Below are 21,686 nucleotides of genomic sequence, written 5' to 3' on the forward strand. Positions count from 1 at the left end.
TTGCCCGTGCTCAAAATGATATATTTTTTCGGTATTAGTTTTGAGCGATGAAAGGGTTGTTAATAACAGTGGCAACAAAGGAAGACGCACCGGTAAAATTGATTCCTACGAAAATTTGGAGATGTAAAAACCAAGACTGTAAAGCATGGATTAGAGATGAATTCATTAGCACAGATCCATTGTGCCCGATGTGCAAAGGGCCGATGGGAAGGAGTATGCGGCATTTGCCTGCGGTTCAAAATAAGGTGAAAGCACAGCCCCGCAAGCCTAAATCCGAGTATGAATAAACATGCAAGGAGCTGTTCCTGGTCATAACGAGCCGGGAAGGCTCTTTTTTTTGCAGATTGATTAGGTTTGACATGGGGGCTTGGAGCAAAGACTTAAGGGTATTGCGGGGAGATAAGCTTACGCCTGGATGCCGCTGCGCGGGATTTGTTCCTTTCGCGGATATGGTGGATAGCGAGCCGTATAGCCATCGGACCTGCAATACTGCCGAGGAAAGCGACGGGAAAAGGCAGCAGCGCCTTCCGGATCGCCCAAAAGCAGGCAGAGCCGGCAGCATAATCGATAAGGGTCCCTTCGATCACTCGCGGGAGATGGATGGCGACGAATACCGGCTTTGCGGTCCTTGTTTCTTGTACCATTACGGGCCTCCTTTATTATTGTCCTCTCATACCTATGCGCCGCAAGGCTTGTTCCAAAACCAGTTTCCTTTCTATTCTTTCGTTCAGTTGCAGCGATGCTGCGAATATAATGAAACCAAATATGTCATGCCAGCCGGCATGCGGAAGGGAGCATCTTAAGATGCGTTGTCCTTGGTGTCATGAAGAAGTGGAGCTTCGGAACGACAGGACTTGCCCCGCTTGTAAAAATGACGTACCGGCAAATATGGATTCGGTTCATGCGCACGCTGAAGAGGTCACCCCAGCTGAAAATTTGGAACAGCTTATTGAACAGAAATTCCGCTGCTCCAAATGCAGGGGGCTACTTGTTCGGTTAATGAAGTGGCGATGACAGGCGCCGGCATCAGCAAATGGCTGGATATTCAGCATCGCCATTATTTGTTTGTATCCTGCTTAAGCTGCGGCTATGTAGAAGTGTACAACCCGGATATTCTGGCAGGGGACGGAAGAGGAAGGGCCAGCACGATACTCGATATTTTGTTTGGCGGCTAACACAACGCATACAGGATGGCAAAACGAAAAAACAAGGCGTTCCGCTGAGCGAGGGACGCCTTGTTTTCTTTGCTTATCCGGAAACCGACGCGGAAGATGAACGCGTTCTGACACCTGGCATTTTGCTGTATAACGTTACTTTATTTTTGCCGGTTGTTTTCGAATGATACATCGCCTGATCGGCGAGCTTGACCATCTCCTGCACGGTTTTTGCATCCTTCGACGTACCGACGCCCACGCTTACTGTAACGATGGTTTCCATCTCGACCCGCTTGCGGATCGCTTCCGCTACTGCCTCCGGCTTCACACGATCATGTGTAATGCAGGCAAGCAGCTCTTCGCCGCCGTACCGGCCGGCTGTGCCGATTCCGCTTGATTCTTCTTTAATAATTTCCGATACCTGCTTCAGTACACCATCCGCTTTATGGTGGCCTTGTGTGTCGTTTAATTTTTTGAAATTGTCAATATCGCAAAAAATAACGGCAACGCCCTTGGATCGCTTCAGCAGTTGATCTGCTTTGGACTGAAAATGCCTGCGGTTGTACAAGCCGGTTAACCCGTCCGTGATCGACGACTGATACGTCGTGCGCAGCCGCTCGATCACCCATTCGAATAGAAGCAGGAACAGCAGCGAGAAATAAACGACAGGCAGCACGCCGTCCAGTATGATCAAGCCGTCCGCTTCGCCGTGAAATACATAATCGTTTGCAAGCTTCGCAAGCTCATAAATGAAATACACAATTAAAGAAGCCGAAAATTTAAGGTTTAGCTCTACGCCTCTAGTATCCAGCAAGATCATAAACGTTACGATCAGCCCATAGAAATTAAGCGCCAAAAAATGAAGATCGCTTGCTTCGCTTAACGGGCGGCCGCCCGGAGGGCGAAAAACAGCTGTGCGGCTGCAATCAGGAACGCAGCGGCGGTCATCACAATAAAAGGCGTTGCCTTCAAGCGGGCGGACCGCTGGGCGTAAAGCCTCAACAATACATAGTTGATATTGATGAAAGCGGCGGTCTGCAGCAGCGAAGCCGACAGCTGCAGCCATGGATGCGCATCATGGCCGCTGTAAGGAGCAGCCGTAACCAGAATGCGCTGGATCATGAATACCGGTATGGATAAAATAAGCAGCCTGTAATTTTTTTTGTTGCGATAGCTGGCGTAAAGCCGGATGGACATAAAAAGCATAAGCACTAAAATCGTGATAGCAGAAGCGGAGCAAAAAATTTGCCCATTTGGACCTGCCAGCCATGTTATAATTGTCATGAGCAACCACCATTACTTCATTTGATAATGTTGCAATAATAGAAACATATGTTCTACTATATCATAGTTATATTTGAACAGCCACTATAGGCTGCGATTATTCGCCTGATCAAGGAGGTAGGAACGTTGAATATTTTACAAGCTTTGTTTTTTCCCCCGGAGCAGCCGGGCGGCGTGTCCTCCATGGTCCCTTACATTCAAGAACGCTTTAACAAGCTGGGCTGGGAGATGGAACTGTTCTCCTTGCCGAAACGAGTGCGCGGCAAAGGACAAGAAGAAGTCAAATTTGAAACGTTCGACCATACTCCCTTTATCGGCAGCAGTCCGATAATTGATAAGTATTTGCAGACGTATCGGGATTACGTATGGTGGACCAAGCTGCGCCTCAAAAAATCGTACGATATCATTCATGCCCATCATCCGATCGCGGCGCTCGTTATGAAGCAGCTTTATCCGGATACGCCGGTGATGATGACCATCCATTCCAGCTTTGAAAGAGAGCTGATTCTGAACGGCCGGATTAAAGAACACGGCGTGGAGCATCAATTTTTAACCGCGATATATGGCGAGCTGGAAGCGAAAATGGATAAAATTTTAACCGTCTCCGAATCGTTCCGGAGTTACGTCGCGCCTTATATTAACGAGCCGGATAAAATCAAAGTGATCCCTAACGGATTTGATGAGAAGCGGTTTAAGCCAAGTCCGCATGAGAATGCTGTTACGCAGTTTATTACGGTGTGCCGGCTCGTTCCCGCAAAAGGGATTGATGTTTTGCTGAAAGCTTGCGCGGAGCTGAAGCGCAAAGGTCATCCGTTTGTCCTCCATATTATCGGCGACGGGCCGATCCGTCCGGAACTTGAAAAAATGGCGGTTGAACTCGATCTGTACGACGATATTATTTTTTACGGCTATATGCTTCATCCGGAGGAATTTATGCCGTTTTTCGACGTGTTTGTGCTGCCTTCTCGTGCGGAAGCATTTGGTTCGGTGTTTGCGGAAGCGGCGCTTTGTTTTCTCGCGCTGATCGGCACCAACGTCGGCGGTATTGCGGAGCAAATCGAAGACAGCGTAAACGGCTTGCTTGTGCCGCCGGAAGATCCGGAAGCGCTGGCCGATGCTATGGAGAAAATGGTAGTGGATCCTTCATTCCGCTACGAACTGGCGCGCTCCGGATGGGACCGGGCCAAAAAAGCCTACTCGCTTACAAGAGTCATTTCACAGCTGAAGAAGGTTTACTTGTCATTGAACCAAGCGGAGATTTCTGCTGCGGAAGATCCGGAAACCTGATTAACATGAAGCATAAAGCATAAAAACGTCTGCTAGCCTCCGCTGTTGACTCGGAGCGCTTGCAGACGTTTTTTTTTAGTTGTGTGCGGCAGCTGCATTTATCTCTTATAGGTTAAACGCGTCTTGCCATTCGTTTGCGGATCATTAGGTACAGCCAGCCCATGCTGATAAAGCCGAATACAGGGTAAAGCGTCGAGAGAAGCGGGCCGAAGCCAATTTGGCTGGCCAAATAACAGATCATCAGAATGCTGAATGTAATCAGGCTGCGCGAGCCTCCCGTCCGCTGCTGCAGCTGAAGGGCAAGGCCGTATATATCTGCAATTAGCGTTGTGAAAATTTCGGCGAAAATAAGAAACGTATATACAAGCTGCACACCGTAGCCAAGCTGTTTGGCAATGCCGCCCATGGGGATTTCGTATTGCGTGACGCCGGGCATATGCGCCGATAAAGCAATGTGGCCTGCCAGCAGCAGAAACCCGATGCCCGCTCCTCCGACCCAGGAGCCGATTATGATCGCCTTGCGGTCGTTTACTTCTGCGCCAAGCGGGACGAGCACCGCCTGCGACATGGACAAGTTAAACGCGGTGTATAAGAAAGGAGCGGCAAGCGCGGACCAGAACGGCTGGTCGGTCGGCAGCGTCAGGAACCGGTCCGATTCCGGCATATGAAACGTATTTGTCATGACAAGAAAGGTGAACAGCAGCATAAGCGGGACAATAACCGCATTAACGGCCAATATGGCCTTCATCCCTTTACGCAGCAGGAAGAAGCAGCCGACCATCGTAATAAGCAGCCCGGATTGGTAAGATATATTCCAGTTTTCATAAAAAATTGTACCGGCTCCGGCCAGCATAACAGCAGTTACGCCAAGCAAAATAAAGAGCATAAAGTGACTGATCCATCGTCCGTAACGTTCGCCAAACAGCACTTTGTTCAAATCCTCATATGATTTGGCTTTAATTTCACTGGAGAGCAGCATCATCTTCATGCCCAGCCAAACAAACATCACGGTGGCGACTGCAATCATCGCCGTCCCCCAGTAGCCAAACCGGGTAAAAAACTGAATAATTTCCTGGCCCGTAGCAAAACCGGCGCCAACCACCGTACCAATATAGGTGGCTGCAATTTGAAGCACCTTACCTGTTCGTCCCAGCATAGCGAGCCCGTCCTTCCTTCAAGCTTTCATTTAAGCATATGAAAGCAGTTGGACGGGCATGACAGGTTGTTGAAGCAGGAACATGCCATTAATCGGAAAGCAGTTTCAACGAGACGACGGCGCCGGCTTCCGGATCCAGATCAAGCAGCAGACTTGCGCCTTTAGCTTCGTAGGTTAAACGGTAAGCAGTCTGGGAAGAAGGCTTGCCCAGCGTTTGAATGGCGGCTTCCGGCGTTGAACCGATTTGAAGTTCGCCGATGCCGCTCGGAATGAGGCTGCTATGAATTTCAATAAATTGAACGTGCTGCTCGCTGCTGACGCCAACAGAATATCCCTCATATTCGTAAACGGTAACCGTTTTGTCGCCGTCCGGGAGGTCGTAGCTGTCCGAAGGGTTCCCGAAACGCTCCTTCAAGCTGCCGAAGAATTCCCCGATGGCTATATTCATAAGGGCGGGCTTGTCCTTATTCCAAGCAGAGGCGTCGCTTGCACCGGGATGAAGCTGTTCAGCGGCAGCGCCGCTGACGGGTTCCTGCTCGCCGCTTTTGGGCGTCTGGCCCGGACCTGTTGCATGGACGCCCTTCTCCTCGTTGTGAACATTGGCCAAATACGATTTTTGCGGGCTGTCGGTCACCGGGTATACCTCATGATCGCCTATCATAACGGAGCTTTCAGGAAGATAGCGCGGACTGCTCTGACAGCCGGCTGCCGCCAGCAGCAGGACCGCAGAAGAACCTATGAGCAGATGCTGCAAGGCGATACGTTTCATCTCTTCCTGCCTCCTTAATCATCAGTTAATGCCGTTTCTCATTAAACGTCCAAAGATGGAAAAAGTTTCTTTTTTTGAAGCGATTTGAAAAGGTTAAGCTGCTGTAAAGCGGGTTCTATGATTCCGGTTGCTTATATCGCACGAATTGTGGTACGTTATCGAAAAGGAATTTGTAGTCGAAGGGAATTGGATAACGATGGACATTTTAAAACAAAAAATTATCGAACATGGCGATGTATTGTCAAACGACGTATTGCGTCTGGATGCTTTAATCAACCATCAGGTTGATCCAAAGCTGGTGATGGAGATGGGCAAGGAGTTTGCGCGCATATTTGCCGGAGAACAGATTACAAAAGTTATTACGATTGAATCGTCCGGTATCCCTGCTGCTTTCGCAACGGCTTTGCAGCTGGAGGTGCCGATGGTGTTCGCCCGCCGCAAAAAAACGCTCATTGCCGATCCGGATGCTTATTGCGAGCGTGTGCCTTCCTTCACGAAAGGCATCGTAACCGATATTATGGTGTCCAAAGAGTATCTGTCCCCGAATGACCGGCTGTTATTTATTGATGACATTATTGCCAATGGAGATGCTGCGCGGGGGCTGGTGAAAATTATCGAGCGTTCGGGCGCGCATCTGGTCGGGCTTGGCGTTGTGGTAGAGAAAACATTCCAATCCGGAGGGAAATCGCTGCGTGAGCAAGGCGTTCGGCTGGAGCCGCTCGTTCGGATTTCTTCCTTGAGCAACGGCGAAATTACATTTGAGTAACAAGTACCAATTAGAAATTCCTTTTCCCGTATGCCGTTTTCGCTTATAATGTAGAAGTGACGAGGGGAGGCAGAAAAAATGATGGAGAACATGTCAAACGATTTTATGAATACGAAACTGTCCGACGCCAAAGTTCACTTTGAACGCGCGCTCGACTGTAAGCATACGGAATTTGACGATCTGTATCCGTACATGATTGAACATCCGCAATTTTTCTGGTATAAACGTTATGTGGCCTGGTCGGAGCTTCTTACGATTGTGAAGCTATGCAATGAATTGGATATGGAATGGCGTTCCGAATTTACCGAACGTCAGGCGGAATACATTGACAAACGCGTTATGTCATCGCGCGTGCTGGATGAATGGTACGAAACCGAAACCAACGATTCCAAAGAACATGTTGGTTAACTCGCATTCTATATAAGACCCCGTTTAGCCGCCCTGGCTAAAGCAGGGGTTTTTCTTTTACATAACCCGCTTCAATATGCATTGGGGCTAAGCCTAAGGAGGAATCGCAATGATTACAGAGGAAGAGCTGGACGGCTATCGTCAAAGCGGCGAAACGGTCCGTGTTATCCGTGATGAGATGGAAGTCAATGATGTATACGGCATTATCGTGGCTTGGGATGAGGAGTCCGTTGTCATCCGGAAGCCAAGCCGGCGTGTCGTCAAGCTGAGCAGGGGCTACCGCTACGTTCCGGCCGGTCAATAAACCAAGCAGCCAATAGCGGAAGCTCCGGGTTTTGTTCCGACAAACGACCTGTGCGCTTCCGCTTGCCGCTTCTCTATCGCAAAGCCCAAAAAGAGCCGCCCTCTAAGCAGCTGAAAACCTGCGTTGAGGACGGCTCTTTTGGTTTAGGATGCGGTCGAGAGGACTCGAACCTCCACGGGGGGTTAGCCCACACGGACCTGAACCGTGCGCGTCTGCCAATTCCGCCACGACCGCATAAACAATAAACTGACATTTATTAATATAGCACCGGGGTGGACAAGCAGTCAAGCTTTCATTTTGCGACTTGCTGCGAGCGCTCAAGAAAATAATGGCATAATTTTAGGCGGATGCACAAACACTGTAAAGGCGGCTTTGCCGCGATACGGAAAGAGGAAGGTGCCATATATGAAGCAGGGTACATTACGCCATAAAGGGCAGAAGCGAGAAGGGTTCAAGCAAGCGGCTCGCCTGATCGCGGCTGCGGCGGCTGTGTTGATGCTGGGCTGCGGCGGACAAGCCTATGCAGCACAACCAAACGAACCGCAGGCCAAACGGCAGGTGGCGATCGTAATCGATGACTTCGGCAACCGGATGGACGGAACGGAAGAAATGCTGAAGCTCCCGGTCAAAATTACGGCGGCCATTATGCCTTTTATGCCCACGACGAAAGAGGATGCGGAGCTGGCCTACCGGCTTGGCCACGATGTCATTGTTCATATGCCGATGGAGCCTAACAAAGGGCTTAAATCCTGGCTTGGCCCCGGTGCGATTACAGCCGATCTGAGCGATGCCGAAATTCGCAGCCGGGTGGAAAATGCGATCGATAACGTGCCGCATGCGATTGGGATGAACAACCACATGGGCTCCAAAATCACCGCCGATGAGCGGATTATGCGCATCATACTGACCGTATGCAAGGAAAGAGGGCTGTATTTTTTGGACAGCCGCACCACTTGGAAAACGGTCATTCCGAAAGTAGCCGGGGAGATAGGCGTACCGCTCGTATCCAATGAGCTGTTTCTGGATGATATTTATTCGGAGCAGCATATTTTTAAACAAGTCGGCCTGCTGAAGAAACATCTGGAATCCCATTCCAGCTGCATTATAATCGGGCATGTCGGCGTTCCCGGCAAAAAAACAGCCGGGGTACTGAAACAGTCGATCCCCGGCATGATGAATTATGTTAACTTTGTCAAAGCATCCAGCATGCTGCCGGCTTCACCGGGTCAGCCATTTGTATTGCCGGATGCCTGAAGCAATGGCAGCGGCAATACGATTCTGCTGAAGCGGATCGGTCAGCATATGGCGATCCGCTTCATTGCTGAGAAAACCCATTTCCACAATAACGGCTGGCTGCTGAACGCGCCGCAGCAGGTAGAAAGGTTTGCCCTCCCGCGGCAGTGTGCGGGATTGCTGCTGGCGGTTCAGCGCATCCTGAATGCAAAATGCGAGCAGGGCGCTTTCGCCGCTGCTTTGGTGCAAGACCAGCGGCCCGCGTTCCGAGCGGTCTTTAGTCCAGTTCACATGAAGGCTGACGAGCAGCTCGGTCGGAATTTCCTCCGTCAGCTGACGCCGCTGGGACAGATCTTTACGGTGACGCGATGAAGAGGCATGCCAGCGGTTATCGTCGCTTAACGCATAATCGCCCGTCCGGTTCAGGACGGTAATGATACCTTGGCTGCGTAATAACAGATACAGTTTTTTGGCAATGACGAGGTTTATGTCTTTTTCTAAAATCGTGCCTGTTAATGTTCCGCTGTCAATTCCTCCATGGCCGGCGTCAATAAGCACAACCGCAGAAGGCAAATGAAGCTGCAGTCTTTCTCTGCTGTCAGCTCCATTATTGTGTCCGCTTCCCTGCACCTCGCTGCTGCCCGCTGTTCCGCTTTCCGGAGTAGCGGCTGCAGCCTTGCTTGGCGCGGTGCCAAAGGTAAACAGCAGGCATAACGCCATCAAGGCGTTTGCCATTGGTTGATATCGCATTTTGGTTCCTCCGCCATGATGAAGTCAATGGTTGTAGCGTGGCTTTTCGGAGGCAAACTCATACATGTTTACGGCAAGCGGCTTCGGGGAATGCTCTAAATAAACAAAAAGCTGCCGTCAGAGATTCCGCGCCTCGAGCGCGGGCGCCTCTGCCGGCAGAGAAAAAAGGCGGTGAAAATAATGGCAGGCGAAAACGAATATATCAAATATTTGACCCAACGGTTCGTCACCTATATGGACACGCCGCGCGTGGAGCGCAAGCAAACGAAAGTGCAGGAGAAAGCCGAACGCGAGCATTGGGTGACAAGATGGTTTGGCGTCGGGGCATACGGCGTCGTGTTATGGTGGAGAAGGCAAGTTCACCGTCAAAGGTAGAAGCCGCCTAGTTCATGGAGCAGCTGAAGCGGAATATAACGCTTGCTGCCGTCTGCTTCCGCTGCTTCAAGAGCGGCATACACCGTTTGATTGGCCCACTGCTGATATCCTGTAACCGCCCACACATAGCGGTATGCCTGATCGAAGCTTTCGGATGTATAAATAAGCTGTTTATGCTCCTTTAACAACATCTTCAGCTTGTCTTCCCCGGTATCGGGCAATGGTTGGCCGAGCAGCCAGGGCAGTGTGTAATAAGGGTTAAAAGAAGAATTCGCCGCTGAATCGGTTATATCGGCCAGCCCGATAGCCGGGAGTTGAAATAACAATTCGCTCCAGCGCTGCTGTTCTTCGCTTTGTGCTGCCGCCCAGGTTTGGCTGTCTACCGGCAGCCCTTCTCCGCTAAAAGCATCCGCATATTTCCCGTCCAGCTTCCAAGCCGCCATTAAAGGATGAACATAGATTTGATCCTGAACAGCCGCAGATGAAGGAATAAGTTCAAGGCGCTTTAGCGCCAGCTCAAGCATTGAAGCATCAAATGGGGGACGGCCAAGCCCATATTCGCCTAATTGGTATTGCTGTACATTATTGTTGGCAACCGCATTGACGACCAGGTAACCGACGCTGCCGTTGTCCTTCCGGACAATAACCAGCCAGCCATGCGTGCCTGGCCCGAGCGGATTAATGGAATAAGACGCGTTCTTCCAGCTTGCAAATTCAGGCTGCTTGGCGATGGCGGCGATCCATTCTTTGGCCGATTGCTCCACCTCGGTAGGGATGCTGCCTGTATTGTCCGGCGCGGCGTAAGTTGTCCAATTGAAGGGAGCGCTTACCGTTCCGAGCAGCAGCAACAACAACATTACCGTAAACCGGTATCGCTTCGAAAGGCTCATTCGACTTAACCTCCTGTCTCTATAAATCGCTGTAATGGGCATATCCGGTCTAAAAAACGGGAAGCAGCGCTTGTCCGCTTCTCCGCTGTTGTCTCATTGTAGCAATTCGTCAGAAAGAATACTGTTGCAACCTGTCAGGCACGAAGCGAAGCTTCGGGTTCTATTTTTGCCGTATCGGTGCGAATCGCGTCTCATTCCGTCTGATCGCCTCTTTATTCGATGCCTTCCAAATGAAAGATGCCGCAATTAATGGCGGATGCCGTCACGCGCGGCTCGTATTGCCAGCGGATTTCCGCCACGCGCTGATCATATTGCTCTTGAATGGCGTCTTTTCGCTCGCCTTCGGCATGCTTCAGCAGCGGTTCGTAATAAGAGTCAACCTGCGACAGCTCTTCGGCGAGCCTTGCCGATGCGCTTTCCGCCCAGCTGTAATCGTAATCCCTCAGCTTGCGCTCCAATGTCTGTTCAATTATGCTTAACGCTTTGCCGAAGGATAAGCCGTTTTTCGTCACATAAATATTGGCGGGCAAGCGGGGGTAAGCTTCAGTTCCAGCAGCCGGTCATGAAACCGCTCCATCAGCCGGCCTGTCGCCAGTGATACGCCAAACGAGTGAATCTCCTCGCGTTTGCGGTCGCAAGCGAATTCGACGCGTATATTAACGCCAAGCCATGCCGTATAAGGCGTTGATTGCAGCGGGAACTGCTGCCGTCTATCCGGTTCCTGAAACAAATAGACGTAGCTGCCTTGGGATCTGGCCGCGCCAAACAGCTGCTCCAACTTGCGCGAGCCGAAATAAACGTCCTCACGCGGAACCCGCGAATGCTGGAGAGCCGACGGGTTCAAGAAACCAAACGATCGGGATAATGCCGATTCGGCAGCGGCGTCAGCAGTGCCGGATTCCGCTTGCTTTTGCTGCCCTTGCTGCTCCTGAACCGCATCATATTTAGCTTTATCCGTCACGAACAAAAAAGTCATCGTTTCCGGTTCGGCGCCGGTCCGGTCGACAAAACCCCAATAATACGGCCGGTTGGTCAGCTCGCGGTCCGCTTGCGGCGACAGCTTCGCCACCAAGTGATGCGGGGATTTCTCAAGCACTTGGCAGCCAGTTGCATCTAAATAACGCTGCACGAATTTGTGTACCTGCTTCTCGTTCACGGCTGCACCTCCACCGTTTGTCCCAAACCGTCGAAAGCGCGGAACGTGGATGGATTAAGCACGCCGCTGTGGCTTTCTTCTTCCCGGAGCCGGGAGGAGATTGATGAGCCAAGCTGACTGATTTTCTCGCGCAATTCATTGTTGTCGCCGGCTTCCAGCATCGCTCTGGCAAGCCGCTGCTCAATGGATTCGTCTCCGTGCTCCAGCTTCTCCAGAATATGATCCAGCTCGCCGATCACCAGCTCAAACAGATTAATTTTCTCATGCAGCAAATGGACGATATGCTCCTCGATCGTGCCGAGCGTGCACAGGTTGTAAATTTTGACGTCTTCCGTCTGGCCCAGCCGGTGTACGCGTCCGATCCGCTGCTCTACCCGCATCGGATTCCATGGCAGATCGAAGTTGATCATATGGTGGCAAAATTGCAGGTTAATGCCTTCGCCGCCGGCTTCCGTTGCGATCAGCACCTGGGCGCGGCCGCGGAACAGATCCATCATCCAGTCCTTTTTGCCTCGGTTCATGCCCCCCCGGTAAGGCACGGCGATCATGCCTTTCTCCCGGAAAAAGTTAAGCAAATATTCCTGTGTCGCCCGGTATTCCGTAAATATGATCACCTTCTCGTCCATCTGCTGAATAAGCTCCATCGTTTTTTCCGCTTTCGTATTCGCTTGTATTTGGCGGATAAACTCGACCAGCTCCCATATACGCGGACGGAGCGGAGAGTCTTCGGCGGTCTTTTTGAACAGATTGACCAGCGTCAGGAATACGGCATCCCTGCTGCTGCACACCTCCCGCTGCAGCGTTACCAGCGACAGCATGCTCGTCAGATCGCCGCCGCTTTCGTCGAACCGCTCCCGGACAAACCCGGTCACCGCGTTATATAACGCCTGCTCCTCAGGCGACAGGGTAAGCGGGATGTTTTTGACAAAGCGCCTTGTAAAATGAATATCCCCATCACCCCGTCGGTTGCGGATCATAATGCCGGACAAAGCTTCCTGCAGCTGGTCTTCGTTTTTGGGCAGCCGTTTGTCAACGACGAAATTGGCGGCAAAATCGCTTTGTCCGCCCAGTTGTCCCGGCTTCAGCAGCGTAATAAGGTTGTACAGCTCGTCCAGATCGTTTTGCATCGGCGTCGCGGTCAGCAGCAAACAATATTTTTTGCGCAGCTGACAGGCAAACTGGTAGTTGGTCGTTTTTTTGTTTTTCAGCTTATGCGCTTCATCAATAATAATGAGATCATAATCGGTGCCTAACACGATATCGCGATGAGGATCCCGTTTGGCCGTGTCGATGGACGCAACAACGATGTCATTTTGCCAGGTATATTCTTTTTTCTGGGCGATGGCGGGTATGCCGAACTTCTGGTTCAGCTCGCGCACCCATTGCAGCACAAGCGATGCCGGAACCAAAATGAGCGCGCGGCGAACGAGGCCGCGGACCATATATTCTTTCAGCACGAGTCCGGCTTCAATCGTTTTGCCCAGGCCGACCTCGTCCGCGAGTATCGCCCTGCCGCCCATTTCGTGAACCACTTTGCGAGCGGTATTGATTTGATGCGGCATCGGTTCGATGGCAGGAAGCAGGCGAAGGGATTGCAGCTGGTCAAAGCTTTCAATCAGCTTGGCTTGTTCCGCTTCTACCGACAGCTGGTACAAGCTCCAATCGTCCCACGGGCCATTTTTGGCAACACGGTTTTGCAGCTCTTCGAACCAGCCACGGTCGCATTGCAAATCCACGAGCGGATGGAGCTTTTTCTGGACAAAAGATGTGCCTTGCGGAGGCGTTGCTGAGTTAGTCATGGATGAGCGCTCCTTTCAATGCTGTAAAATGACTCGAATTTCAATTGGTCTAGTATGTGCGTCTTTTCCCAGTTTTACTAAGAAAGAGATGAAATAAACCTGCTGTGGCATCCCGGCTGTCCGCGAACCCGAACAGCTCGTTCCGCCTGGCGCAGATTTAAATGGATAAAAGCGGAAAAAGAAGGATGAAAATCAATATGCAGTATAATATAATAAGATGAAGACACAATATATTGATTAAAATGGATGGCCAAGTCGAAGTTCGGGAGGTAGCATGGGATGGAGAAACGGACGAGTGCAGGCAGAACGAAACTGGCAGGTTTAAGTGAAAAAATATTTTTGGACCGGTATGCCTTAAAGCAGCAAGGTGCGAAACAGGTGGCTCCGGGCGACGTCGTGCTTGTAACGACCAAAGAGGATTCGAAATTCCCGGCCAAAGAGGTTGGCGAAATTGCGGCAATAAACGGGCGGACGGCAGAGGTGCGGCTGCGAAGCGGCGAAACGGTCCAGGCGGAAGTGGAGCGGCTTAGCGTAACGGCCGAGCAGTCGCCCGAGCAGATGTGGGACCGGCTGGCGGCGACGATGGCGGAAGTGGAGCCGGACGCGGAGAAGAAGGCGCTATGGCGGGAGAAGTTCCGTTATGCGCTGGAAGACTGGAAGCTGGTACCAGGCGGACGTATTGCAGCAGGTGCAGGCGCTGGCGAGGAACTGACACTGTTCAACTGTTACGTTATTCCTTCGCCGCTAGACAGCCGCGGCGGCATTATGCAGACGTTAAGCGAAATGACGGAAATTATGTCGCGCGGCGGCGGCGTGGGCATTAACTTGTCCAGCTTGCGCCCGCGCCGGGCGAACGTCGTAGGCGTCAACGGCAAATCCAGCGGAGCGGTGTCATGGGGCGGCTTGTTCAGTTATGCGACCGGTCTGATCGAGCAGGGGGGCAGCCGCCGCGGCGCTTTAATGCTTATGCTGAACGATTGGCATCCGGATGTGCTGGAGTTTATTACAGTGAAGCAAACGATGGGTCAGGTGACCAATGCGAATCTGTCGATTTGTGTCAGCAACGGTTTTATGCAAGCGGTGAAGGGTGATCTGGATTGGGAGCTGGTGTTCCCGGATACAACCGATCCGGAGTATGACGAGCTGTGGCGAGGCGATTTGCAAGACTGGCGGAGCAGAGGGAAGCCGGTTATCCCGTACAAAAAGCTGAAGGCACGAGACATTTGGCATCAGATTATCGAATCGGCATGGAAATCGGCCGAGCCGGGCGTCGTATTTATGGAGCGCTACAATGAGCTGTCGAACAGCTGGTATTTTAACCCGATTATCAGCACGAACCCGTGCGGCGAGCAAGGACTGCCGGCGTGGGGGGTGTGCAATTTGTCCGCAATCAATTTATCGCGGTTTTACGATGAGGCTGCACATGATGTGGACTGGAGCGAGCTGGCGACGATTACGCGTTATGCCGTGCGTTTCCTCGACAATGTGATTGACGCGACGCCGTACCATTTTGAGCAAAATGAACAAAACCAGAAGCGCGAGCGGCGGATCGGGCTTGGTTCGATGGGCCTTGCGGAGCTGATGATCAAGCTGGGCATCCGGTACGGCAGCCCGGAATCGCTTGATTTTCTGGACCGGCTGTACCGCTTTATTGCGCGTGAGGCCTATCTGGCTTCGGCGGATATTGCGGCGGAGAAAGGTTCTTTTCTCGCGTTCGACGAAGCAAAGTTTGTGCAAAGCGGCTTTATGAAGCAGATGATCGGACAGTTCCCGGAAGTAGGGGAAGCGATCGGCCGCAGCGGTATGCGGAACGTGACGGTGCTGACACAAGCGCCGACCGGAAGCACGGGTACGATGGTCGGCACATCGACAGGCATCGAGCCGTATTTTGCGTTTGAATATTACCGCCAGAGCCGGCTTGGCTTCGACAAGCAGCTGGTGCCGATTGCGCAGCAATGGCAGGATGCCCATCCTGGCGAAGAGCTGCCGGATTATTTTGTGTCGGCAATGGAGCTGTCGGCGAAGGACCATATCCGCGTGCAGGCGGCAATCCAGCGCTGGGTGGACAGTTCGATCTCGAAGACGGCTAACGCGCCGCATGATTTCACTGTAGAGGAAACGAAGGAGCTGTATGAGCTTGCTTTTGATCTGGGCTGCAAAGGCGTCACGATCTACCGCGACGGCAGCCGGGATGTGCAGGTGCTTTCGACCGCGAAGGAGGAAGCGCAATCGGCCGATGCCGTCACGAGCGGAGGCGGCGAAGCCGGAGCTGCGGTTGCGATATCCAGAGCCGGTGCGAGCAGCAGGCGTGACGAAGCTGGGGCTGCAGGGGCGCGCAGCGCGGGCGCGGGCGTAGATGGCACAGTACCGGGAAGCGGCGGAACGGGAGCTAGCGCGGTCATCGAAACCGCAGCTGCAAATACTGCAGCAGGAGCGGGCAGCGGTGCAGCCTTGGCTTATGCGGGCATTGGCGCTAGCGGCCAGGTGCTGGACAAGGAATATAGACGCCGGCCGCAGGTGCTGCGGGGAGCGACCTATAAGCTGAACACCCCGTTCGGAATGGCATACATTACGATCAACGATATTGACGGGACGCCGGGAGAAATATTCCTTAACGTAGGCAAAGCCGGATCGGACGTATTCGCTATGGCGGAAGCACTGGGCCGGGTATGCTCGCTGTTTCTGCGATACGGCAATCACGGCAGCAAAGTTAAGCTGCTGGTGAAACATTTGAAGGGCATAGGCGGAACCGGCGCAATTGGTTTCGGTGCAAATCGCGTCGAATCGATTGCCGATGCAGTAGCCAAAGCACTGGAGATGCATATGGAAGCCGGGCCTTCTCCGGAAGCAGCCGCCTTCGACGCATCCGCGGCAAAAGTTGTAGCGGCTACCGCCGAAGCGGCAGCTGCCGTGCATTTGAAGGAAGGCGATGAGCTAAGTTATCAGCATCATCACGGCAGCGGGAGCTTAACATCGCTGGATCTGTGCCCTTCCTGCGGCGCTGCGGCGCTGATCAATACGGAAGGCTGCAAGCAATGCAGCAATTGCGGTTACAGCAAGTGCAGTTAAGGAGCGCGCGAGCGCTCCTTTTTATTTTAGGCTATGTTATAAATGCTAAAGTTGAGAATTTTGTCCAAAAGAATACCGACTTTGTGAAAAACGGCCAGTTAATTGGCACTATCATCTCCGATAGCTCAGCAATTTTAACGTATTAAACTGATCAAGTGTACTGATGCACCCACCAGCCACGAAGGAACAGTTCATTACGAGAGGCTCTCTCGCGGGCATGTTATGACACTTACAATTGTCAAGGAGAAGGATTTCGACTATGTGGACTCTTGAAACCGAGCGCTCTCGATGGCTTTGGCCCATGGGCGACATTCAGAGAATGGGTTAACCGATTTCAAGCCCGGGCTTGCTGGTTAGGATGCTTGGGTGCGGGCTTTTGAAACACGGTCGGCTGATCCGCTTGGAAACAGCACAAGAGTTTGGGGCTGCAGCGACGGCTATTCGCTTACTGAAACGAGCCAAGGCGTCGGAGGAGCAGAGGCTTCGGAGCTTGGCTTGAATGTAATGAAGTTAATGCGCTGGCGTGTAGCGGAGACTTGAGGTTGTGGTGAGGATGAAGGAGTGTATTCTTTATAAATTAAATTTCTTCTTGAGCTCAGCATTACAAAGTTCTCCAACAACCAGTAGTTCAGTATAAGGATTCCCATCAATATGAAAGTGTTTACCGAAGGCAGGCTCGGTTTTTAAACCGAGCCTTTTTAATTGACGGATGCTATCCCGTGCGTCCATCCCTGCCAATCCAATTGATATTCACTAAATAGAGCTCCCCATAATTGCCTAATCTCCTAAAAAGGCGGTGATAGTTCTCAAACTGTCAATAACATACTTTGGGCGAACATTATTATCAACAGGGCTGCCGTTTCGATTGTAATAACAAAAATCTATCCCGGCATTTATTGCTCCGTTGTAATCATCGTGCAAGGAATCGCCTATAAACAATGCCTCTGTACGTTTTATGTCTAGCCGCGTAAGCGTCTCATCAAATATCTTCTTATCAGGCTTCCAGTAACCTACCTCATCAGAAATAATCAATGCATCAAAAAAATGATTAATGCCTCCCGCCGCAAGTCTATTTCGTTGAGCTTCACCAATTCCATTAGAAATAATTGCCAACTTATACTTGCCATGTAAATGGAATAAAACTTCCTTTGCATAGTCTTCAAAATCACAAGCGCGACAAAAAGTATTCCAGTATAATTTGGCAAGTATGCCTGATTCGGAAGGATCTAATCCAAGATCTTTGAGCGTGTCTTGAAAGGAGTGCTCTAAAATTTGATAAATATTGTAGCCGGATGTCTGGCGGTTGCTCCAATAATGGAGGTTTACTCTGCTGAAAAGGTTCCAAAACATATTCCAAGAGAAAGTCTCTTTATGAATTAGTCCATGCTTTTCCACGGTTTTTTGCATTGATTTTATTTCACTTACAGAGTAGTTCAACAGAGTATTGTCTAAATCAAAGAGAATAGCTTTATAGTTCACAGATTACCTCCATTAAGTCGTAGATTCTGCTAATTGCTTAAGCATTGAAAGCACAGATTGGCTGTCGCCCTCGTCTTCCGGGTTATCATGACTGCTAATGTCAGAGCCCGGCCGATTGTCGTGCTGTTTAATCGTAAGCAAGGTACCTTCTTTTTTTGCTTAAGATATAACTCATCTTGAAGTCATTCTCGGGCTTGTTCTTTATGCCGGGACGCGGGGCGAAGAGAGAGCAACTGAGAGACCAACAGGGTGAAAACTCTAACACCGTATCCCACACTCGTTCTGCAGGCGCTTGAATAAATATGCGAGACGTACTGGTGGACAACTGTTCTCTCTCCTCAAAAAGATTCATTTACCAAATATTTGTAGTATTCGGCGCTTTCACAGTAAAATCCTTCCATAATTTATATCAGTTAAAGCTATAATATTTGAGGCTGCATGCAGCGACTGCCGATTGATGTTATGCTAGCGTGTTCTCTGTGCATCCGGCTTTTTCTCTTCTTGAAATCAGTTGCTGCACAAAAGAGATTTAACCTTACTAATTTGACGGCATTTTCATGATACAGCAAAACTCGCAGTTTTTATTTTTGGATAAACCTTGGTGAACTTGAGCAAAGTGCGAGTCGGGGTGCGAGTAAGAAGTGCACATGTTTTTCTTGGGACATTCGCACCATTTTTGTGGTATGATTTTCCTTGAAACGAATCGCGGAAATACACTATTTTTCGTTTTGTGAAAATTTCTGTCAAAGTTCTGATCTTTTTTATCAATTTCGAACGGTTTTTAGCATGAAATCGGTGTCGCACCTCGCTGAGGTGCGTGGATTGAAATTTCGTAGGGGCGCTCATCTACGCATACAACGCTTGAGTCGCACCTCGCTGAGGTGCGTGGATTGAAATAAGGCTTGAACGCGAGGCGTGCCCACGTAGTTCAGTCGCACCTCGCTGAGGTGCGTGGATTGAAATCCTTTAAAACGCCCCAGCTCTCCGACGTCTTAACGTCGCACCTCGCTGAGGTGCGTGGATTGAAATCCGGTTTTTATTTTACAAGCATATAGCGCCTATATATCGTCGCACCTCGCTGAGGTGCGTGGATTGAAATTGCAGGAGCATTATACCCCTGCGCGAATATGGCGGCGTCGCACCTCGCTGAGGTGCGTGGATTGAAATCTCCAGCTGCTCCCGGGCAGCGCGCTCGTTGTGGAGTCGCACCTCGCTGAGGTGCGTGGATTGAAATGCGACTGTCGTAGGCGCATAAACGAATGGCAGGGCAGTCTCACCTCATGAGGTGCGTGAATTGAAATCTGCCAAAAAATATAGTGTAATTCTAATAGACTTCCTATATCAAAGGAGACAGGTGAGGATGAAGGACTATATTGCGCATATTCGTTCAAGTGACGGCGAGATTCAAACAGTTGAAGAGCATCTACTGGGAGTGAAACAATTAGCCGAATCGTATGGGGAGAAGCTGGGTGTTAAGCATATAGCCGGACTGGCTGGTATGTTGCACGACATGGGGAAATATACGAATACTTTCAGGACATATATTCTGGAAGCGGTGAAGAATCCGAATAATCCTCCCAAACGGGGGAGTGTTGATCATTCGACTGCCGGCGGAAAATTACTCTATGAGAAGTTTCATCAGGGGAAGTTTACGCAGTTCCATGGGGTTCTTGCCGAGATCGTAGGCAATGCCATCATATCCCATCACTCTTATTTGCATGATTTCCTCAGTACTGATCTGGAAACCCCCTATTTGAACCGTATGCGTAAAACGGAACCGGAGCTGCCGCAATATGAGATGTCGAAACAATTGTTTTTCGAACATGTTATGCCGGAATCAGAATTTTTGTCCTATGCGGGTGCAGCTGCTAACGAGCTGGAAGCTTACTTGAGAAAACCTTCAAAGGAAAGCACTGGTACGAGATTAATGTTTCTAAGTAAATATATTTTCAGCACATTAATTGATGCTGACCGGACGAACACCAGGATCTTCGAGGAAAAAGCGGCTGCCGAGCCGGAACTGGACAGTGCTCGCCTGTTCACCGTATATTACGATCGGCTAATGAGAAGGATTGAGAGCTATTCGGAGCGGGCTGATGCAATTTCACCTATAAACCTACTGCGGAGAGAAATGTCAGAACAATGTGACAAATTCGCCGAACGGCCATCCGGCATTTATTCCTTGTCGATTCCAACGGGAGGCGGAAAGACGCTGGCTAGTTTGAGATACGCGCTAAAACATGCGCTTTCTCCATCACACCCGAAGAAACGAATCATCTATGTGGTCCCTTTTACGACTATTATTGAGCAAAATGCGGAAGAGATTCGCCAAATCCTGCAGGACGATGTTCATATTCTTGAACATCATTCGAATGTAATTGACGATGACCATGATGATGATGAGCTTGAGGATGGCATCATCAACACTCGTCAAAAGCTGAAGCTCGCTAAGGACAATTGGGACTCACCAATTATTTTCACAACGCTCGTGCAATTCTTGAACGTGTTTTATGCCAAAGGGAGCCGTAATATTCGTAAACTACATAATCTGTGTGAATCTGTCATCATATTTGATGAAGTGCAAAAAGTACCGGTCTCTTGTGTATCGCTTTTTAACCATGCGCTTAACTTTCTAAAGACGCACGGTCAGTCAAGTATCGTATTGTGCACGGCAACGCAGCCGGAGCTGGGTATTGTTGAACACAACCTGCATGTGGAGCCGGATATGGAAATGGTATCTGACTTGGACGAGGTTGCTAGAGCATTCAAGCGTGTAGAGATCGTAGACCGAGCCACGGACGAGAAGTGGGACACGGCGATGCTGGCAGATTTTGTTGAAGAGAAAATACATGATGTTCGGAGTTTGCTAGTTATTTTAAATACCAGATCGGTTGTTAAACGGTTGTATCGATATCTGAAGGGCAAAGGCGGCAGTATTCCGATTTATCATCTAAGTACATCCATGTGTGCTGCCCATCGCACCTCTATTCTTGATGCTGTTCGAGGGCATCTGGATAAGGAGGAGCCGGTGCTCTGTATTAGCACACAATTAATTGAAGCAGGTGTAGATATCAGCTTTGATGGTGTCATACGTTCATTGGCTGGCTTGGATTCTATTGCACAAGCTGCCGGACGCTGCAATCGTCATGGCAAGAATGGGGTTCAACAGGTGTTTGTTATTGATCATATTGAAGAGAAGCTGGACAAACTTAAAGAGATTGAAGTGGGGAAAGCGGAGTCTCGGAATATATTAAGCTATATGAAGCGCGATCCGGAATCGTTTGGCGGTAATTTGTTGTCGGCTTCAGCAATTAAACGATATTTTCAAGCCTTTTATGCTGACTTTGAGACGAGCTTGAATTATGCAGTTTCGGGGTTAGACATAAGCATGACGGAACTTCTAACTGTTGAGAAGCAGAACAGCGAATTAGTAAGATCCTATACCGCAAATAAGCAAGCCAAACTGCCGCTTTTTATTGCGCAAAGCTATAGGACGGCCGCTGAACATTTTAACGTCATTGAGGATAATGCTGTGTCTGTTATTGTGCCATACGGTTACGGTAAGGAGTTGATTGCAACGCTGAACGGAGGAGAAACAATAGCTGAGTTGTCCCGGGAGTTAAAACGGGCACAGCACTATTCCATTGGGTTGCTTCCTTATGAACGGGATATTTTATCCCGAAATGGCGGCCTTGTCCCGCTGCTCGATGGAAAAGTATTTGCCCTGCGAGAGAGCGCTTATAGTGATGAATTTGGTTTAAATTTAGACAATGACAGCGAGTTTGAGCTGGGTTTTATTTGAACTGA

General features: G+C 50.3%; 23 protein-coding genes, 1 tRNA gene and 1 CRISPR repeat array. Of the genes, 11 read left to right on the forward strand and 13 right to left on the reverse strand.

Annotated elements, in window-relative coordinates:
* The first annotated feature begins 47 nt into the window (after positions 1 to 47).
* Positions 48 to 287 (forward strand): cold-inducible protein YdjO-related protein, encoded by a 240-nt coding sequence (locus ET464_RS01935; RefSeq protein ID WP_208543886.1) that lies wholly within the window; start codon positions 48 to 50, stop codon positions 285 to 287.
* Positions 288 to 380: 93 nt separating this feature from the next.
* On the opposite strand, the gene ET464_RS01940 is transcribed toward ET464_RS01935, so the two are convergent.
* Positions 381 to 644: a hypothetical protein gene (locus tag ET464_RS01940; protein WP_129437785.1), complete on the reverse strand. Its 264-nt coding sequence runs from the start codon at positions 642 to 644 to the stop codon at positions 381 to 383.
* 330 nt (positions 645 to 974) lie between these two features.
* On the opposite strand from ET464_RS01940, the gene ET464_RS19960 reads away from it, so the two are divergent.
* The gene (locus ET464_RS19960; protein WP_244226630.1) at positions 975 to 1,175 is read left to right on the forward strand and encodes a zinc ribbon domain-containing protein; all 201 of its coding nucleotides are present in this window, start codon (positions 975 to 977) and stop codon (positions 1,173 to 1,175) included.
* Positions 1,176 to 1,248: 73 nt separating this feature from the next.
* On the opposite strand, the gene ET464_RS20150 is transcribed toward ET464_RS19960, so the two are convergent.
* Both ET464_RS20150 and ET464_RS20155 read right to left on the reverse strand, forming a co-directional pair.
* A complete protein-coding gene (locus tag ET464_RS20150; RefSeq protein WP_244226631.1) occupies positions 1,249 to 2,010 on the reverse strand; it encodes a GGDEF domain-containing protein in 762 nt (253 codons plus the stop codon).
* Between the two features lie 23 nt (positions 2,011 to 2,033).
* Positions 2,034 to 2,438, reverse strand: coding sequence for a hypothetical protein (locus tag ET464_RS20155; protein ID WP_244226632.1), 405 nt, complete (start codon positions 2,436 to 2,438; stop codon positions 2,034 to 2,036).
* A gap of 126 nt (positions 2,439 to 2,564) precedes the next feature.
* Between ET464_RS20155 and ET464_RS01955 the strand changes: the two genes are divergently transcribed.
* Positions 2,565 to 3,725, forward strand: coding sequence for a glycosyltransferase family 4 protein (locus ET464_RS01955; protein WP_129437787.1), 1,161 nt, complete (start codon positions 2,565 to 2,567; stop codon positions 3,723 to 3,725).
* 112 nt (positions 3,726 to 3,837) lie between these two features.
* Here the strand turns inward: ET464_RS01955 and ET464_RS01960 are convergent, their stop codons facing one another.
* Positions 3,838 to 4,881, reverse strand: coding sequence for a YkvI family membrane protein (locus ET464_RS01960; RefSeq protein WP_129437789.1), 1,044 nt, complete (start codon positions 4,879 to 4,881; stop codon positions 3,838 to 3,840).
* An 88-nt stretch (positions 4,882 to 4,969) separates the two neighbouring features.
* The gene (locus tag ET464_RS01965) at positions 4,970 to 5,650 is read right to left on the reverse strand and encodes a hypothetical protein (RefSeq protein ID WP_129437791.1); all 681 of its coding nucleotides are present in this window, start codon (positions 5,648 to 5,650) and stop codon (positions 4,970 to 4,972) included.
* Positions 5,651 to 5,846: 196 nt separating this feature from the next.
* Between ET464_RS01965 and ET464_RS01970 the strand changes: the two genes are divergently transcribed.
* From ET464_RS01970 to ET464_RS01980, 3 genes are all read left to right on the forward strand, one after another.
* Positions 5,847 to 6,416, forward strand: a complete 570-nt coding sequence (locus ET464_RS01970; RefSeq protein WP_129437793.1) for a xanthine phosphoribosyltransferase — start codon at positions 5,847 to 5,849, stop codon at positions 6,414 to 6,416.
* Between the two features lie 81 nt (positions 6,417 to 6,497).
* Positions 6,498 to 6,824 (forward strand): hypothetical protein, encoded by a 327-nt coding sequence (locus tag ET464_RS01975; protein ID WP_208543920.1) that lies wholly within the window; start codon positions 6,498 to 6,500, stop codon positions 6,822 to 6,824.
* A gap of 109 nt (positions 6,825 to 6,933) precedes the next feature.
* Positions 6,934 to 7,128, forward strand: coding sequence for a hypothetical protein (locus ET464_RS01980; RefSeq protein WP_129437797.1), 195 nt, complete (start codon positions 6,934 to 6,936; stop codon positions 7,126 to 7,128).
* Positions 7,129 to 7,277: 149 nt separating this feature from the next.
* Here ET464_RS01980 and ET464_RS01985 read toward each other — a convergent pair.
* Positions 7,278 to 7,362, reverse strand: a tRNA-Leu gene (locus ET464_RS01985).
* A gap of 261 nt (positions 7,363 to 7,623) precedes the next feature.
* Here ET464_RS01985 and ET464_RS01990 point away from each other — a divergent pair.
* Entirely contained in the window at positions 7,624 to 8,382 is a 759-nt protein-coding gene (locus ET464_RS01990; RefSeq protein ID WP_129443988.1) for a divergent polysaccharide deacetylase family protein, read from the forward strand.
* Here ET464_RS01990 and ET464_RS01995 read toward each other — a convergent pair.
* On the reverse strand, positions 8,347 to 9,111 hold the full coding sequence (locus ET464_RS01995; protein ID WP_244226633.1) for an N-acetylmuramoyl-L-alanine amidase family protein: 765 nt from the start codon (positions 9,109 to 9,111) through the stop codon (positions 8,347 to 8,349). The two genes, ET464_RS01990 and ET464_RS01995, sit on opposite strands and share 36 nt — an antisense overlap.
* Before the next feature lie 180 nt (positions 9,112 to 9,291).
* Here ET464_RS01995 and ET464_RS02000 point away from each other — a divergent pair, with 180 nt between their 5' ends.
* Complete coding sequence (locus tag ET464_RS02000) at positions 9,292 to 9,486, forward strand: YqzE family protein (protein ID WP_129437799.1); 195 nt, start codon at positions 9,292 to 9,294, stop codon at positions 9,484 to 9,486.
* On the opposite strand, the gene ET464_RS02005 is transcribed toward ET464_RS02000, so the two are convergent.
* From ET464_RS02005 to ET464_RS02015, 4 genes are all read right to left on the reverse strand, one after another.
* A complete protein-coding gene (locus ET464_RS02005) occupies positions 9,477 to 10,376 on the reverse strand; it encodes a hypothetical protein (protein ID WP_129437801.1) in 900 nt (299 codons plus the stop codon). The genes ET464_RS02000 and ET464_RS02005 overlap by 10 nt on opposite strands.
* A 212-nt stretch (positions 10,377 to 10,588) precedes the next feature.
* Positions 10,589 to 10,906 carry a YqhG family protein gene (locus ET464_RS20665; protein ID WP_341869729.1) on the reverse strand — a complete coding sequence of 106 codons (318 nt, stop codon included), beginning with the start codon at positions 10,904 to 10,906 and terminating at the stop codon, positions 10,589 to 10,591.
* Positions 10,885 to 11,532: a YqhG family protein gene (locus tag ET464_RS02010; protein WP_341869730.1), complete on the reverse strand. Its 648-nt coding sequence runs from the start codon at positions 11,530 to 11,532 to the stop codon at positions 10,885 to 10,887. The genes ET464_RS20665 and ET464_RS02010 overlap by 22 nt, the downstream gene beginning before the upstream one ends.
* A complete protein-coding gene (locus ET464_RS02015; protein WP_129437803.1) occupies positions 11,529 to 13,331 on the reverse strand; it encodes a DEAD/DEAH box helicase in 1,803 nt (600 codons plus the stop codon). Before ET464_RS02015 ends, ET464_RS02010 begins: the two co-directional genes overlap by 4 nt.
* A gap of 279 nt (positions 13,332 to 13,610) precedes the next feature.
* On the opposite strand from ET464_RS02015, the gene ET464_RS02020 reads away from it, so the two are divergent.
* A complete protein-coding gene (locus tag ET464_RS02020) occupies positions 13,611 to 16,400 on the forward strand; it encodes an adenosylcobalamin-dependent ribonucleoside-diphosphate reductase (protein WP_129437805.1) in 2,790 nt (929 codons plus the stop codon).
* A gap of 366 nt (positions 16,401 to 16,766) precedes the next feature.
* A complete protein-coding gene (locus tag ET464_RS19685) occupies positions 16,767 to 16,940 on the forward strand; it encodes a hypothetical protein (RefSeq protein WP_165279869.1) in 174 nt (57 codons plus the stop codon).
* A gap of 30 nt (positions 16,941 to 16,970) precedes the next feature.
* Here ET464_RS19685 and ET464_RS02025 read toward each other — a convergent pair whose 3' ends face one another.
* Positions 16,971 to 17,129, reverse strand: a complete 159-nt coding sequence (locus tag ET464_RS02025; RefSeq protein WP_129443990.1) for a DUF4269 domain-containing protein — start codon at positions 17,127 to 17,129, stop codon at positions 16,971 to 16,973.
* 48 nt (positions 17,130 to 17,177) lie between these two features.
* The gene (locus ET464_RS02030) at positions 17,178 to 17,879 is read right to left on the reverse strand and encodes a YjjG family noncanonical pyrimidine nucleotidase (RefSeq protein ID WP_129437807.1); all 702 of its coding nucleotides are present in this window, start codon (positions 17,877 to 17,879) and stop codon (positions 17,178 to 17,180) included.
* A 797-nt stretch (positions 17,880 to 18,676) separates the two neighbouring features.
* A CRISPR array of direct repeats spans positions 18,677 to 19,113; the repeat unit is 32 nt; unit sequence GTCGCACCTCGCTGAGGTGCGTGGATTGAAAT.
* A gap of 126 nt (positions 19,114 to 19,239) precedes the next feature.
* On the opposite strand from ET464_RS02030, the gene cas3 reads away from it, so the two are divergent.
* Entirely contained in the window at positions 19,240 to 21,681 is a 2,442-nt protein-coding gene (gene cas3, locus ET464_RS02035) for a CRISPR-associated helicase Cas3' (RefSeq protein WP_129437809.1), read from the forward strand.
* Positions 21,682 to 21,686 lie beyond the last annotated feature (5 nt).

It is taken from the genome of Paenibacillus protaetiae, from assembly GCF_004135365.1.
In the GTDB taxonomy this organism is placed as follows: domain Bacteria; phylum Bacillota; class Bacilli; order Paenibacillales; family Paenibacillaceae; genus Paenibacillus_AP; species Paenibacillus_AP protaetiae.